At 62.2% G+C, this 14,627-nt stretch carries 12 protein-coding genes and 1 pseudogene; 2 read left to right on the top strand and 11 right to left on the bottom strand.

What is annotated here, in order from left to right; translation table 11 throughout:
- Positions 1-98 precede the first annotated feature (98 nt).
- The 7 genes from ppk2 to V473_RS18850 all read right to left on the bottom strand — a co-directional run bounded on the left by ppk2 (position 99) and on the right by V473_RS18850 (position 6,455).
- Complete coding sequence (ppk2, locus tag V473_RS18880; protein ID WP_024018182.1) at positions 99-866, bottom strand: polyphosphate kinase 2; 768 nt, start codon at positions 864-866, stop codon at positions 99-101.
- 78 nt (positions 867-944) lie between these two features.
- A complete protein-coding gene (locus V473_RS18875) occupies positions 945-3,353 on the bottom strand; it encodes a heavy metal translocating P-type ATPase (protein ID WP_024018181.1) in 2,409 nt (802 codons plus the stop codon).
- Positions 3,354-3,455: 102 nt separating this feature from the next.
- Entirely contained in the window at positions 3,456-4,205 is a 750-nt protein-coding gene (locus tag V473_RS18870) for a Bax inhibitor-1/YccA family protein (protein WP_024018180.1), read from the bottom strand.
- Between the two features lie 162 nt (positions 4,206-4,367).
- Positions 4,368-5,042 (bottom strand): methyltransferase family protein, encoded by a 675-nt coding sequence (locus tag V473_RS18865; protein WP_024018179.1) that lies wholly within the window; start codon positions 5,040-5,042, stop codon positions 4,368-4,370.
- On the bottom strand, positions 5,039-5,302 hold the full coding sequence (locus V473_RS18860) for a DUF2933 domain-containing protein (protein ID WP_024018178.1): 264 nt from the start codon (positions 5,300-5,302) through the stop codon (positions 5,039-5,041). Before V473_RS18860 ends, V473_RS18865 begins: the two co-directional genes overlap by 4 nt.
- A 2-nt stretch (positions 5,303-5,304) precedes the next feature.
- Positions 5,305-5,634, bottom strand: a complete 330-nt coding sequence (locus V473_RS18855) for a hypothetical protein (protein WP_066608832.1) — start codon at positions 5,632-5,634, stop codon at positions 5,305-5,307.
- A gap of 98 nt (positions 5,635-5,732) precedes the next feature.
- Positions 5,733-6,455, bottom strand: coding sequence for a helix-turn-helix domain-containing protein (locus V473_RS18850; protein ID WP_066608829.1), 723 nt, complete (start codon positions 6,453-6,455; stop codon positions 5,733-5,735).
- 93 nt (positions 6,456-6,548) lie between these two features.
- Between V473_RS18850 and V473_RS18845 the strand changes: the two genes are divergently transcribed.
- Entirely contained in the window at positions 6,549-7,208 is a 660-nt protein-coding gene (locus V473_RS18845) for a class I SAM-dependent methyltransferase (RefSeq protein WP_024018175.1), read from the top strand.
- Between the two features lie 73 nt (positions 7,209-7,281).
- Here V473_RS18845 and V473_RS18840 read toward each other — a convergent pair whose 3' ends face one another.
- The 4 genes and pseudogenes from V473_RS18840 to V473_RS18820 form a co-directional block, all read right to left on the bottom strand.
- Positions 7,282-7,725 (bottom strand): DUF411 domain-containing protein, encoded by a 444-nt coding sequence (locus V473_RS18840; RefSeq protein ID WP_066608827.1) that lies wholly within the window; start codon positions 7,723-7,725, stop codon positions 7,282-7,284.
- A gap of 366 nt (positions 7,726-8,091) precedes the next feature.
- On the bottom strand, positions 8,092-9,315 hold the full coding sequence (locus V473_RS18830; protein ID WP_031308582.1) for a copper resistance protein B: 1,224 nt from the start codon (positions 9,313-9,315) through the stop codon (positions 8,092-8,094).
- Positions 9,312-10,835 (bottom strand): annotated as a pseudogene (locus tag V473_RS18825) (multicopper oxidase domain-containing protein); the annotation flags it as partial. The pseudogene V473_RS18825 and the gene V473_RS18830, both read right to left, overlap by 4 nt.
- Before the next feature lie 54 nt (positions 10,836-10,889).
- A complete protein-coding gene (locus V473_RS18820) occupies positions 10,890-13,904 on the bottom strand; it encodes a Tn3 family transposase (RefSeq protein ID WP_037555775.1) in 3,015 nt (1,004 codons plus the stop codon).
- Between the two features lie 131 nt (positions 13,905-14,035).
- Here V473_RS18820 and V473_RS18815 point away from each other — a divergent pair, with 131 nt between their 5' ends.
- The gene (locus V473_RS18815) at positions 14,036-14,596 is read left to right on the top strand and encodes a recombinase family protein (RefSeq protein WP_011950653.1); all 561 of its coding nucleotides are present in this window, start codon (positions 14,036-14,038) and stop codon (positions 14,594-14,596) included.
- Positions 14,597-14,627: the final 31 nt, after the last annotated feature.

Below are 14,627 nucleotides of genomic sequence, written 5' to 3'. Positions count from 1 at the left end.
ACCCAGAACATAGCCTGATCCTTCTTTGGCTCATGCAAATTTCATTTCACGTGAGCGGCAACGACTTCGCCCGCCGCGTGATGACGCAAGAGGCTCGCTCACGGCGCGATCAGCCCCTGTTCTCGGGCGGCATCGTCATAAAGGAAGGCGGTGTTGGGATCAGGGTGGCCATAGCGATCAGAATCCGTTTCTCCCAGCCGGGTCAGCAGATCCCTGATCAGCGCGAGGCGTGCCTGGTGCTTGTCGTCCCCGCGAACCACCGTCCAGGGTGCCGCGATGCTGTGCGTGCGGGCGAGCATTGCATCGCGCGCCTTGCTGTAGGCCTTCCAGCGCTTGTTCGCCTGGTCGTCGATCGGGCTGATCTTCCACTGTTTGAGCGGATCCTCGCGTCGGGCGGTCAGGCGTTTCTTCTGTTCCGCCCTCGAGATATCGAGATAATATTTTACCAGCGTGACCCCGCAATGTTCGAGCAACTGCTCGAACATTGGGACGGTCGTCAGAAACTCCTCATATTCCTTGTCGGTGCAAAAGCCCATCACGCGCTCCACGCCGGCGCGATTGTACCAGCTACGATTGAACAGGACGATCTCGCCGGTAGCCGGCAGATGAGGGACCCAGCGCTGGAAATACCACGACCCGCGATCGTGATCCGATGGGGGGCCGAGTGCCACCACCCGGGTTTCGCGCGGGCTCAGATGCTCGACGACACGCTTTATCGTGCCGTCTTTGCCGGCTGCGTCGCGCCCTTCGACGATGACCAGCACCTTGCGGCCATCCTCGATGATTCCCCGCTGCAGGGCGGTGAGCCCGATCTGGAGCGCGCGCAACTGCTCGGCGTAACGGGGTTCGTTCTTCGCCTTCACCACCGGTTCTTTCTCCTGTCGGCAATCATGCACACCAAGATAGCGGGCCGCGAGGGCCGGGGTCGCACTCGTGGGCCGGTCTCAAACAGCGGCACCAACGGCATTGTGCTCCACCGCTGAGGCCCGACTCATGCCGCCCCGACTGATACCCGCCAGCCGGGTCCGCTTCAGCAGCAGCGCGTTGACCGCGACGAGTGCGGAGCTGCCCGACATAGCCAGCGCAGCGACCTCGGGGCTCAGCAGCACCGGATAGAGCACACCCGCCGCGAGTGGAAAGGCGATCACATTGTAGCCGACTGCCCACCACAGATTCTGGTGCATCTTGCGAAGCGTGGCGCGTGAGAGCGCTATGGCACCGACAATATCATAGGGGTCGCTCTTCATCAGGACGACATCGGCGCTTTCCATCGCGACGTCGGTGCCCGCCCCGATCGCAAATCCTACGTCGGCCTGGGTAAGCGCGGGGGCATCGTTGACCCCGTCACCGACCATGCCGACACGCTGGCCCTGGGCCTGCAGCTCCTTGACCTTCTCCGCCTTTTGACCGGGAAGCACATCGGCAAGGACGATGTCGATGCCAAGCTCATCGGCGATTCGCTTGGCCGTGCCGGCGTTGTCGCCGGTAATCATCGCGACCTTGACGCCGCGCTCCCGAAGCGCCGCGACGGTCGCCTTCGCGGTTGGCCGCGCCGCATCCGCTATGGCGATCAACCCGAGAATCTCGCCGCCGCGCGCAACATGGACAACGGTGCGCCCCGCCCCTTTCAGGCGCTCGCCAGGTTCCTCGAGGGCTCCCAGCGCTACTTTTCCTTCATCCATGAGACGCCGGTTGCCAAGCACCACGGTTGCGCCCTCGACCTGGGCGCTGGCGCCCTTCCCCTCTATATTGGCAAAATCGCGCGTCTCGGGAAGGGTGATACCGGATGCACCTTCGAGGACCGCCAGCGCAAGCGGGTGGTCGGAGTTGCGCTCGATCGCACCGGCGATGCGAAGCACCTCGTCCCGGGTGATGCCTTCCGCTGTCACTACTTCGACAACATTGGGCCGGCCCATGGTGAGGGTCCCCGTCTTGTCGAACACGATGACGTCAAGCTTGGTCGCATCCTCGAGCGCGCTGGCATTCTTGAACAGGATGCCGTTCATCGCGCCAAGGCCGGTACCGACCATTATCGCCATTGGCGTGGCAAGGCCAAGGGCGTCCGGGCAGGCGATCACGAAAACGGTTATCGTCATGGTCAGCGCAAACAGCAATGTCCCACCCAGAATCCAGTACCAGATGGCGAACGTCGCGAGACCGATCAGAATTGCCGCGAGCACCAGCCACTGCGATGCCCGGTCGGCGAGCAGCTGTGCCGGCGCCTTCGAGTTCTGCGCTTCCTGGACGAGCTTGACGATCTGGGCGAGCGCGGTGTCGGCGCCAACCTTGGTCGCGCGATAGCGGAAGCTACCGCTGCGGTTGATCGTCGCGCCGATCACGGTGTCGCCGGCCGCCTTCGACACCGGCATCGATTCGCCCGTGAGCATCGACTCATCGACCTCAGATTTGCCTTCGAGGATTTCGCCGTCGACGGGAATCTTGTTGCCCGGCCGGATCAGCACAACATCGCCGGCCAGCACCTCGGCGGTCGGCACTTCGACGTCCTTTCCGTCGCGCTGCACGGTCGCCATGGGCGGCGCCAGATCCATGAGCGCGCGGATTGCCTGGGACGCGCCGGCGCGAGCGCGCATCTCCAGCCAATGGCCGAGCAGAATGAAGATGAGCAGGACCGCGGAAGCCTCGTAAAATTGCTGGCCCTTGAACAGGAATGTCGACGCCACGCTGAACAGATAACCGGTGCCGACGCTCAACAGGACGAGCACCGCCATATTCAGCACACCGTTCCGAAGCGCGCGGATCGCGGCGACCACGAAGGGCCAGACCGGATAGAGGATCGCGGCGCTGGCAAGCAGGAACAGGGTCAGGTCGAGACTGAGTCCGAACATCGGTTTCAGAAGGGGATGGTCCAGACCCATTGGCGACAGCGCAAAGATCGGCAGGCCAAAAACGAGGCTGACGATAAACCTGTTGCGCATGTCGCGCGCCATAGCCGCCATGTCCTTGCCGTCGCCATGGCCCATCTCGTGCGCCATGGCGTCGTGTTCGGCCGTCACCGGCTTGCGATCGGGAGCAACCGATCTTGCGGCGACACCATCGGAACGATGATCGGGAGGATGCGTCGCGTCGGGCAAGACAGAGGACTGGGTTGTGCTTCCGATCACGCACACGTGCCGCGGGACGAGCCGGCCGCCGCAATGGAAACCGCATGCCGCGATCTGCTCCTCTATCGCGGTTTCGCTGGTGCGCGCTTCATCAAAGCTGACGGTGACGCTGTCGGAGGCGGCGTTCGCGGAGACCTGCGTCACGCCGGGAACCCGCAGCAACTGCTTTTCGACGCCGAGATGGTCGAGCGATTCGAATGATCCACGCAGATCGAAGGTGGACGTCTTCAAGGCAGGTCTCCGAAATCGAGGCAAGCCGCCGCCGACGTGTCGGCAGCCATAGATGCGCCCGCCGCCAAGGCCTGCGCGTGTCGGCCGGTCATCCCGGCTGACCTATTGCCGCCGATCACCCATGAAGCGCAGCAGGAACAGGAACAGGTTGAGGAAGTCGAGATAGAGCGTCAGCGCTCCCATCACGACCGCCTTACCGCGAAACTCGGTACCGGCCACATCGAAGTAGACGCTCTTGATCTTTTGCGTGTCGAAGGCAGTCAGGCCCGCAAACAGAAGCACGCCGATCGCGCTGACGATGAGATCCAAAGTGGACGACCGCAGGAACATGTTGACGACCATGGCGATGAGCAGGCCGACGACGCCCATGATCAGGAAGGTCCCGAACGCCGACAGGTTCCTCTTGGTTGTATAGCCCCACAGGCTCAAACCTCCGAAGGCTGCGGCCGTAACGAAGAATGTGCGCGCGACACTCACGCCGGTATAGGCGAGGAGGATGGTCGACAGCGATACGCCCATCAGGATCGCATAGGTCCAGAACAGTGCCTTGACGGTGCTCTCGGACAGCCGATTGATACCGAAGCTTAGCGTAAAGACCAGGGCGAGCGGTGCGAAGACCGCTATCCATCCGAGCAGCGTCGGAGTGCCGCTCGCGGCGAAAAACACGGCGCGTATGGCGGCGCTGTTCGCAACCAACATCGCGACGATCCCGGTCAACAACAGACCGCTGGCCATGTAGTTGTAGACTGCGAGCATATATGTTCGCAGTCCCACATCAAAGGCGACCGCGGGGATTGCCGGATTCCTGCCAGCGGTAAGCGGCGATGTGGTCGGTTTCAGCGGATCTGCCATGGCCAGTGCTCCTTCTCGGTGTCGCGGTTTCAAGCTTCAGTCATTTCGGCGAGGCGACCGGCACGTACGTGCAGCCGCGCCGGCCTATACGCCACGCCCCGATGCCGGGCGGACGGCTGAGCGGTTCCCCTGGGATTTGCGCCGGTCCGGCTGGCAGGGAATTCATCGCTGATCCGCTCCTGCGTCACGCTTCGCCCCGAGCAGGCGCGCGAGGTGGGGCACGAACGGTGGAACGGTCTTTGCGTAGCGCCGATAGGCATCATCAAATTCGGCGAGAGCCTCACGCTCCTCGGTCCGCGCCAACCGCAAATACATGACGACGAGGACCGGAAACATCGCAAGCGTCAGGATCGTCGGCCACTGCAGCAGGAACCCGAACATCACCAGAATGAACCCGATATATTGCGGGTGCCGCACATAGGAATAGATCCCCTGGGTCGCGAGCTCGTGGACCTTCTGCGCGTCGTACAGCGCCTTCCAACCCGTCGAGATCAAGATGAACCCGCCGCCGATCAGGATAAAGCTCATGATATGGAATGGCCCGGCATGCGGGTTCGCCCGCCAGCCGAAGAGCATCTCGAGCAGATGCCCGGCATCATGCGAGAACCAGTCGATATTGGGATAATGGCTCTGCAGCCACCCGGACAGGACATAGAGAGTCAATGGGAAGCCGTACATTTCCACGAACAGCGCAACCAGGAAGGCGCTGAACGCGCTGAACGATCGCCAGTCCCGAGTGGTTCGCGGCTTGAAGAAACTGTAGGCGAACAGGATGAAGACCGCTGCATTGACGACGACGAGGCCCCACAGACCATAGGCTTGCGCATGGCCCGTCACTGGCCCTGACCCTCCCGGGGCGAACGACCGGCCCCCGGCTGCGGTGTTCCATCGTGACCATGCCCATGTCCGTGATGCATGAAGAGGTGCATCAGGGGACACGACAGCAGCAGCAGAAAGGGCAGCGCGCCAAGTACATGCGCGCGATGCTCCGTGAACAGCAGCACGAAACCGAGCGCAAGAAAGCCTATCATCACGATGCCCGCGCGCGACGTCAGGAAATTCTTTTTCCCAGTATGTGCCGGTCGTTGCCGTTCCATGATCACGTTTCCTTGAATATAGAACTCGTTAAAAATTGCTGATTGCTCACTTGCGCTGCGCCGTCCTCGGGACGCTGCCAATGACCGATCCAATTGTGGAATGCGGCGAAGAGACCTCCCACGGCTGCGCCGAAGACGATCGACCAGCACAACCCCGCCCCAAGCGCGACGAACGATCCCGGCGGAGCTGTCGTGAACATCGTCACGAACATGTGTGACCCGATCGGACCGAACAAAGTCGCCGCGAGCCAGCAAAGCACGAAGACAGTGGAAAGAGCGGCAGCGCTGCTCGCGGCACATCGTATCACACTGAGCTTGCTTGCATCGGTCATGACGGCTTCCTTTCCCCCCAAATTTGGGCCGGATCGAAGACAGCCACTATACGTATTCCACCCAAGGCTCGGTCGCTCGACCCTGGTCGATGCTGCCGTCAGCGGGAGGCCATCGCCAATGCCACGGTCCTTGGTGTGACGCCCATGAACCGCCGCATCGTACGAGAGAGATGCGCCTGGTCGCTGAACCCCGCATCCGCTGCGGCTGCCACAAGGGGCGCGCCCGCGCCAAGTGATCGCAGGCCCTGCTCGAGCATGAACCATAGCCGCCAGTGTGAGAGCGGTGCGCCCAACTGCTCCGCGGCAAGCGCACGCAACCGCGGTTCAGAGAGTCCGACAGCGCGCGCGATTTCACCTAGATCGGCTATGTCCACTCGTGCGTCCTTCAGGCGCCGCAATGCCTCGCAAAGGCGCGCGTCGATCGGCGGTGTCGGGCAGGCCGCTGCAAGCTCGTAAAGCGTTCCAGCGAGGTCATCGGAGCTGCGCAACTGCTCGGATAGCGCTGCCGGTGGCGACGCCGCGTCCTTACCGTCCCCAAGCCTGGACCAGGCAATACCCAGCGGGCTGAAGGATCGCGCATAGATCACCCTCGCATGCGTCGCGGTGGGACGAACCGCGTGAAGCGCGCCTGCGCGCACCAGCACGGCAGGTCCAGTCAACAAACCTGCGATCGTCTCGACATGGATCGGCTCGGACAGTCCGACGATCATCTGCGCGGCGAGATGGCGATGGGGTCGGGTGTCGCCGCAACGACCCTCGAACCACGCCCATCCGTCGCCCAGGCGGACATGGCCGGTCCACAAATCGCCATAGCTTGGCATCGGAGCTTACTCCCGTCGCGAAACTGAAGATGCAAGCGAAAGGTTCAAGACTCGGGGTGCTGCGATCGCCATGAAGCACATGGAGGCATAACGGTGAATGACAGTCCAACCTTCGTCCCCGCACTCGGGCTGTCTGGCCTGACGGGCGACTATGACCGGGTGATTGCGGTCATGACCCGCGAGCGTCGGTGGCGCAGCGCATTGCTCGAGTCGATTGCACCCGAGGCGGGCGATGTCATCGTCGATGTGGGCGCCGGCACGGGCTCGCAGCTGATCGCGATCAAACAGGCTGTCCCCACGGCACGCGTGATCGGGGTCGATCCGGATCCTGCCGCTCTCGCGCTGGCGCGGCAAAAGGCACAAACGGCCGGCGTAGAAAGCGAGTGGGTTCGAGGTTTCGGCGACCAGGTCGACGTCCTGGTCGGCACGATCGCCAACAAGATCGTGTCGAGCCTCGTGCTGCATCAATGCGACCTGCCGGTGAAATCGGCCATCCTTCGGGCCATGGCACGAACGCTTTGCCCAGGTGGCCTCGTGGCGATTGCCGATTACGGACTTCAGCGTACCTTGTTGATGCGAACGCTGTTTCGTCAGGTGCAGGCGCTCGACGGCTGGGAGCGCACCGGGCTCAACGCAAAGGGCATCCTGCCGGAGCTCATCGCCGACGCCGGCTTCGAAAATGTCGCCGAAGTTCGCGTCGTCCAGACGCCGACCGGCTCGATCTCGCTCTATACCGGGCGCAAGCCGTTCTGACACCGGGCGGCAAGACGAGACCAACACCCACCCGGCGATGGCTTCGGAATCAGCGAAGCGTCGATGCCTGCGATCAACTGTGGTGCGCAAAGACGCGACGCCCTTCGGGGCCAAAGGCGATGACATCGTAAGGCTGGCCCTTCATGCCTGCCATCTCCATGCCCGGCGATCCCATCGGCATCCCCGCAACGGCGAGCCCGGTGACGCCTTTGGGATGCTGGGCCAGCACGCGCTTCATGTCGGAGATCGGAACATGGCCCTCAAAGGTCATCCCGTCGATGGTGGCGGTATGACAAGAAGCCAGGTCTGAGGGCACGCCGCCACGCCTGCTCAAGCCGGCGCGGCCGGCATCGTCGATGATCTGCACCTGCCGGCCGAACTGCGCGCGTACCTGCGCCGCCCATTTCTCACAGCAACCGCAGCCAGGATCGCGGTGAACCACAATCGGGTTCGCCGCCATCGCTGCGACCGGAACGGCAAGTGCCAAAGCGGCGGCGAGGGTACGGATGCTGATCATGGTAGCTCCTTCGATTTCATGCAGGCGCGTTGCCGGTCGAGCCGATAGCACCACTCTTGCGACACTATATTGCGGGCAAGAAGCGCCTTCACCTGGTCAATTTCCTGTCTCTGGGACCGAATAAACTCATTGCACAGCGCAGCTTTATCCCTCTGGGCCAACATACGGCGCCTGGCGACCTTTCTCAGCGCAACCATCTCTGGGACATGCAGAACATGTTCAGATTGTTGTAGAGCTGCCGAGCCTGTCGTCCACGAAGAACATGACAAGATACATGGCCGTGCTGCCGACTATCGTCTGCACCGCGAGGCTCGCATCCACGTTTTCATCATGTTACGTCCCCTTCGTTGACTCCACTGACAACGCTCAAAACCAGGTCCTCACACCAATGACGAAGCTGGTCGCCTTAATGCGTTCACCATCAGCCCTTGCATAGTCGGCAGTTTTGCCCAGTTTTCGATCGTAGGATACGCCAATGTAAGGCGCAAACTGCCGTCGGATCTCATAGCGCAGGCGCAATCCGAACTCGGCGTTGGAGATTCCAGACCCAATCCGTGTCTCAGGCACGTCCTGCGCGGAGAGATTCAGTTCAATTCGGGGCTGCAGAATGATTCGCTGCGTGATGCGCTGGTCATAATAACCCTCAACACGACCGAGAACTTCACCCTTGTTGGAAAGGAATAGAGCCGCTTCGGTTTCAAACCAATAGGGTGCGAGGCCCTCCACCCCGACAGTAGCGTATGTTCGGGACGGATTGGGCTTGAAATCGTATCGAACGCCAGCTTGGAGGTTCCAATACGGATCGATCGCCCGGCTGTAGAGCGCCTGGACCTCGGCGGTCTCCATGAACGATCCGCCAGGACCGCCAAGGACACCCTCGCCCTCGCTCTTCAGCGTCAACCGATTGACGTCCCCGCCATACCAAGCCTCTCCATCCCAGCGGTAGCCGTCACGCCCATTGCGAACCTGATACTCCGCGATATTGAACATGATTTGATAGAAGGCTTGCCCCCCCTGCTCGTGCATCATAGCCATTCGCGACTGTGTCATCGCAGCGGGCGGGAACTGCCGATCGGCGTAGTGGTCCATGGGAGGCTTTGGCGCAGGGGCATTTCCGGCCGGGAGTGCGGTTCCGGTCATTTCCATGCCCGGCATGGCAGCCATATCGTGGCCACCATGATCCCCGGACATATTCATGCCGGGCATGCTGCCAGCCATCGGTGTAGAACCGCTGTTGCCCATATCCATGCCCGGCATCGCGCCATGGTCCATAGTCGGCGCCGTTGCCGCGGCTGCTGGTCCCGGCTGAGGCATCGCCATTCCAGGCATGGTCGAATGATCCATGCCTTCCATATCCTGGCGAGCCGCGGGCTTTGCCGGGGCCACTCTGACCGGCGCGGCCCTTTTAGGAGCCGGCTTCTTTGCCGCAGGCTTTTTGGCAGGCTTGGGGGAAGCCGGTTTTTTCGCGGGCATCGCCATACCGGGCATGCTGGAATGATCCATGCCCTGCATCGACTGGGCTTGCGCGGTTACCGGAATGGCGAGCAACATCGCCGACCCGCCGAGCAGTGTCGTCAAAACGCGCTTCATGCTGCGTCTCCCTTCGGCCGCACACTGACGACGCGCATCATCCCGGCGTGCATGTGGTAGAGAAGATGGCAGTGGAACGCCCAGTCGCCGACCGCATCAGCGGTAAAATCCCATGTGACCTTCCCGCCCGGCTGCACGATGACCGTGTGCTTGCGCGGCGCATGATCGCCATGACCCGTGACCAGTTCAAAAAAGTGGCCGTGGATATGGATCGGATGACCCATCATGCTGTCGTTGATCAGATTGATCCGAACCCTCTCACCCTCGATGAAGGGGATCGGGTCATGCACATCCGACATCTTCTCGCCGTCGAACGACCACATGAACCGCTCCATGTTGCCGGTGAGATGGATATCGAGACTGCGGTCCGGAGCACGCACGTCAGGATTGCGCTCCAGCGCCATGAGATCCTTGTAAACGAGAACCTTGTGGCCGACATTCTCGAGACCCTGACCGGGCTCTCCGGTGCGGTCCATCGGCATAGGCGAGATCGTCTGCACGCCCGGTGACTTTTTGACCTGCGGCGCTTTTGAAAAGTCACGCATGTTCATCGGCCCCATTTCCATGGAGCCCATATCCATGCCCGGCTGCCCCGCCATGGCGCTGTGATCCATGCCGGCCATCGCACCCCCGCCTGCCGCCATGCCCGCCATATTGGAATGATCCATGCCCGCCATGGCGGTCCCGCCAGGAGCCGCGCCCATGGCCATGGCCCCGGCACCAGCCACCGTCAGCTTCGCCGAGGCATTTTTCTCCGCAGTCGGGTCGACGCCCCGCATCGGCGACATGCCGCCTCCGGACATGTCCATGCCTTCCATGCCCGGCATCGATGACATGTCCATGCCCATGTCTTTCATCGTGGCGAGCGGCCGTTCACGCAGCGGCGGCACTTCGGCCGTCATCCCAGCACGCGGCGCGAGCGTGGCCCGCGCCATGCCTGAACGGTCGATGGCCTCACCGACCAGCGTGTAGGCGCGATCATCGGGCGGAGTAACGATCACGTCGTAGGTTTCAGCCACTCCGATCTGGAATTCTTCGACCATCACGGGCCGCACATTCTGGCCGTCAGCCTGCACCACCGTCAGCGGGAGGCCCGGTATCCGCACATTGAAGGTCGTCATCGCCGAGGCGTTGATGAAGCGCAGCCGGACGCGTTCGCCCGGCGTGAACAGAGCGGTCCAATTGTCTCGAGGCCCGTAGCCATTGACGATGTAGGTATAAGCCGAACCCGTCGCGTCGGAAATATCGGTTGGATCCATCCGCATCTTGCCCCAATCGAGGCGATCCTTCAGAGCCTGGTCGCGCTTGGACAGCAGACCGGCAAGCGTCTGGCGCTGGAAGTTGAAATGCCCGGGGTCCACTTTCATCGCCCGAAAGATCGCTTCTGGCGAAATGGCGCTGTGATCGGCCAGCACGATGACATGCTCGCGGTCATATTTCACCGGGTCAACACCGGCAGGGTCGATCACGATCGGACCATAATGCCCCAGCTGCTCCTGAAGGCCCGAATGGCTATGATACGGGTCGTGCGGCTGAGCGGAACAGGAAAGTGTCGTAAGGGGCATTATTTCCTTTCAAAAGTCCCATTCGGAATTAGGTTGGCGTAGCGGTCTGAGGCCGCCGTTTGCGACGGCGTCAGGCACGGAGAAGTCGTAGCGGCCGAGGAAATTGATGTGACGCCAAGATATCGGCGAGAGCCGAGCGATATCGGCGGGCAGCGGCGGCGTCCCGGCCTCGCTGAGTTGGCGCACGGTTTCCTGCATGTAGACAGCGTTCCAGTGGACGATGGAGTTGAGGGCCAGACCGAGGACCCCAAGCTGCTCCTCTTGGCCCTGACGCAGAGGGCTTCTGATTTCGCCCCGATCGCCGTGATGGACGCGCCGACCGAGCTTGTGGCGCAATTCCTGCCGGTTGAGCTGAAACAATATTCGTCGCCGGAACGGCCGGTCATCGATGTATCGCAGGATATGCAGCGTCTTGATGATGCGGCCGAGTTCAGACAGGGCCTTGGCCAGCGTTGTTGGGCGGTCTTTGACCTGCAGCATTCGCATGACGCCTGCGGCCTTGAGGTGGCCGAGCTTGAGCGATCCGGCCAAGCGGATAAGGTCGGACCAGTTTTCCCGGATCAGATTGATTTTAACCCTGCCCCAGGCGGTCTGATCGAACGGCCCATAGCTCGCCTGGCGGTCGATACGCCAGAGTTTGGCGTCGCCGATGTCCGCCAGACGGGGGCTGAACCGGTAGCCCAAGAGCCAGAACAGACCGAAAATGGCGTCGGAATAGGCGGCGGTGTCGGTCATGATCTCCAGAGGATCGAGCTCGGTTTCCTGCTCCAGCAGGAGAGCCAGGACGACCAGGCTGTCGCGCAACGTGCCGGGGATGACCGCTCCGGTCAGACCGCTGAACTGATTGGAAATCATGTTGTACCAAGTGACGCCGCGCTCCTGGCCGTAATATTTGGGGTTGGGCCCGGCGTGTATGGCGCTCGACGGAGCGACAAAACGCATGCCGTCGGCGCTGGCCACCTCGCCTGCGCCCCAATGTTGGACGATATCCAGACGACTGTGAGCGGAAACGATCGCGGCGTTGGCCGCGGCGATGGTCTCGGGCCGAATGAAATTCTGACCGACCCAAGAAAGACGGTCGCGACGCAGAGCCGCAAATTCCGGGCGCACGATCGGCTCAAGACCGATGTTGCAGGCGCCGCCGACCAGGGTCGCGCACAGGCTTATCTCGAAGTGCTCGACGGTGGCCTGACGCTCGCTCAGATGCGTAAAGGACTTGGCAAATCCGGTTCGCGCCATGACTTCAAGAAAGATGTCGGGCATTCCGGCCTTCGGCATGCGCGTTTGGACGGCGGCGCGAAGTGCTCGAAGGCTCTCGGGTTCATCAAGCTTGTCGAGGGGCGTGACCACAATCCCCATCTTGTCGGCGACCGTCTCAAAACGCAGGTCCGGATTGTCGCCGGCGCGCGCAACGACATGTCGATATGCCTCGTCGAGAAGGCGGGAGAGACCGTCAATCTCAATGTCGGCTTCCAGAGATCGGCCCAGGGCGCGTGCTACCATCAACCTGGAATTGTGCCAGGACTCGCCCTCGAGCATCCCGCGCCGGGGATCCCCGTATCGGATGCCGGGCTTGGCGAACACATCGCGACGCTTGATCGCCAGACGCCACGCATCGATGATCGCGAAGACATAGGCCTTCGGGTCGCGCATCCTGCCATCGTCATCCAGGACATGTTGCCTCCACGCCTTCGAGACCGCAGCGATCGGTGCGCCGCGCATCTTGACGAGAGAGGACCAGTCGTCCACGCCCTTGAGGTAGCTGATCGCGGCCTTGACGTTTTTGCCACCTGGGGCAGCGTCGGTCTCGATGCGGGTAGCGATTTCAAAGAACAATCGCCGGGCGCTCCGCCATTTTGTTCGCAGTTGATCATAGGGCTTGGTCTCCGCGGGCTTGGCGATCGCCTCCACCTTGGACATGGCGGCCTCGATGTCGGGACGGGGCAACCGCTCGAAGAGCACATCTCGCCATTCATTGAGGGGCAGGGCGTCGTCGGTCAAAACCAACAGACCCATTGCGTGGAGCAGCATCGCGGCGCCATCGAGATCGCGCAGACTGCGCAGGCGGGCCTGTTTGTCGGCGGCTTCAGCCCCTTTCACCAAGTCGGCGAGCAGAGCCTCGGCCAGCTCGGCGGCGTCGTCCTGGGCCGCCGCTTCGAGCGTATGGAAGAGCGCGGCTACGGTCGCGGTTCGACGAGGCTCCTGAAGGGCGGCGATGGCCGAGGGCTTGCCGACGCGCGCTACCCGCGCGAGCCGCTCAAGGGTTGTGGCGGGAACGCCCCGCGGTGGCGCCGGCCGCAGATTGAACGCCCGGACCGCATCGAGCCGATCAAGGTGTCGGAAGAGTTCGGTCGGCATGCGCTTGGAGGGAACGGTCCGGAGCGCGTCCAGGGCGGCGAACGTGGATGTGTCGCCATCGTCAAACAGCGCGGCGATGCGCACGCGCTGGTCATCGCTCAAGCTGGCGACCAGATGGCGCCAAAGCCTGGTCCGCGCACGATCGCGGATCCTGCCAACCAGGCGCTCGACGACCGTGACGCCCGGCAGCAGCACCTTGTTGGCGATCAGCCAGGCCGCAGCTCGATCAATCAGGGGGCCGGGCCGATCGTCGCCGCTCCAGCAAAGGGCGTAGAGCCATCGGGTCAGCCGGAAACGTGCCACCGCGTTGTCGCCAAAGTCCGTGAAGCCGCAGTGCGTCCGGATGAGCGCGAGGTGCCGGATGCGTCGGCTTCCCGCAAAATAGGCGTCCACGTCCGTGCCGGGTTCAAGAGCGAGTTGTTCGATCACGGCCGCCAGGACCGACGCTGGGATCTCGGCGGGCGAGACTGGAAATGCGCCCAGAAACCGGGCGCTCGTCAGCATCACGGCAAAGCCGAGCCGATTGTGGTCGCCGCGCAGAGTTCCAATGAGGTCGCGATCAGTTTGGTCCAGATGGAAATATCGCGCGAGTTGATCGGCCGACGGTTCGCCATCAAAGCGGGCAAAGCCCTGACGCTGGGCGTCAGTGAGGTGACGGGTGGGCATACCGTGCGAAACTTTCAACTTTTGCGAAGGGGACGGCCCATGCCGATAAACAAGGCGAATTTCTTCGCAAAACATATGTGCGAAACAAAATTGTTTTGCAGTAACTTTCGCACAATATCTGGAGCAGTCGCATGAAGCTCGGCTACGCGCGCGTTTCCACCGAGGATCAGAACTTGGAAATCCAGCGCGGTCGGCTCTCGGAGGCGGGCTGTGAAATGATGTTCGAAGAGAAAATATCGGGGGCCGCTCGTGGCCGGCCCGAGCTTGAAAAGCTGATGGGTCACCTGCGCAAAGACGATGTTCTCGTCGTCGCCCGCCTCGATCGTTTGGCGCGATCCACCATCGAACTCCTGCACATCGCGGAACGCATCAAGGAAAAGCAGGCAGGATTACAATCGCTTGATGAACCTTGGGCCGATACCACGTCCCCGTCTGGCGTGATGATCATGACCGTATTCGCTGGGATCGCCCAGTTCGAGCGGACTCTCATATTGAGCCGAACCGAGGAGGGGCGAAAGGCGGCGATGGCGCGCGGTGTGAGCTTCGGACGCCCAAAGAAAATGCGCCCAGATCAGGCGGAGCTCGCTCGCCAACTCGTTCTCGAGGGTAAGTCCATTAGCGCCGTCGCAAGGACCTTCAACGTTCACCCGGCCACCATCTATCGCTGTATCGAGCCAAACAGTGCCTTATGACACTTTCCTGTTCCGCTCAGCCGCACGACCC

This window comes from Sphingobium cupriresistens LL01 (assembly GCF_001046645.1).
GTDB classification, from domain to species: Bacteria; Pseudomonadota; Alphaproteobacteria; order Sphingomonadales; family Sphingomonadaceae; genus Sphingobium; species Sphingobium cupriresistens.
The sequence above is the reverse complement of the archived record's forward strand: the minus strand, read 5'-3'. Positions and strand labels throughout refer to the sequence as shown.

Coding starts and splice junctions, on each gene's coding strand:
- V473_RS18840 (WP_066608827.1), bottom strand. CDS start 7,725: ATGATCAGCATCCGTACCCTCGCCGCCGCTTTGGCACTTGCCGTTCCG.
- V473_RS18820 (WP_037555775.1), bottom strand. CDS start 13,904: ATGCCCACCCGTCACCTCACTGACGCCCAGCGTCAGGGCTTTGCCCGC.
- V473_RS18850 (WP_066608829.1), bottom strand. CDS start 6,455: ATGCCAAGCTATGGCGATTTGTGGACCGGCCATGTCCGCCTGGGCGAC.
- V473_RS18830 (WP_031308582.1), bottom strand. CDS start 9,315: ATGAAGCGCGTTTTGACGACACTGCTCGGCGGGTCGGCGATGTTGCTC.
- V473_RS18815 (WP_011950653.1), top strand. CDS start 14,036: ATGAAGCTCGGCTACGCGCGCGTTTCCACCGAGGATCAGAACTTGGAA.
- V473_RS18855 (WP_066608832.1), bottom strand. CDS start 5,634: ATGACCGATGCAAGCAAGCTCAGTGTGATACGATGTGCCGCGAGCAGC.
- V473_RS18860 (WP_024018178.1), bottom strand. CDS start 5,302: ATGGAACGGCAACGACCGGCACATACTGGGAAAAAGAATTTCCTGACG.
- V473_RS18870 (WP_024018180.1), bottom strand. CDS start 4,205: ATGGCAGATCCGCTGAAACCGACCACATCGCCGCTTACCGCTGGCAGG.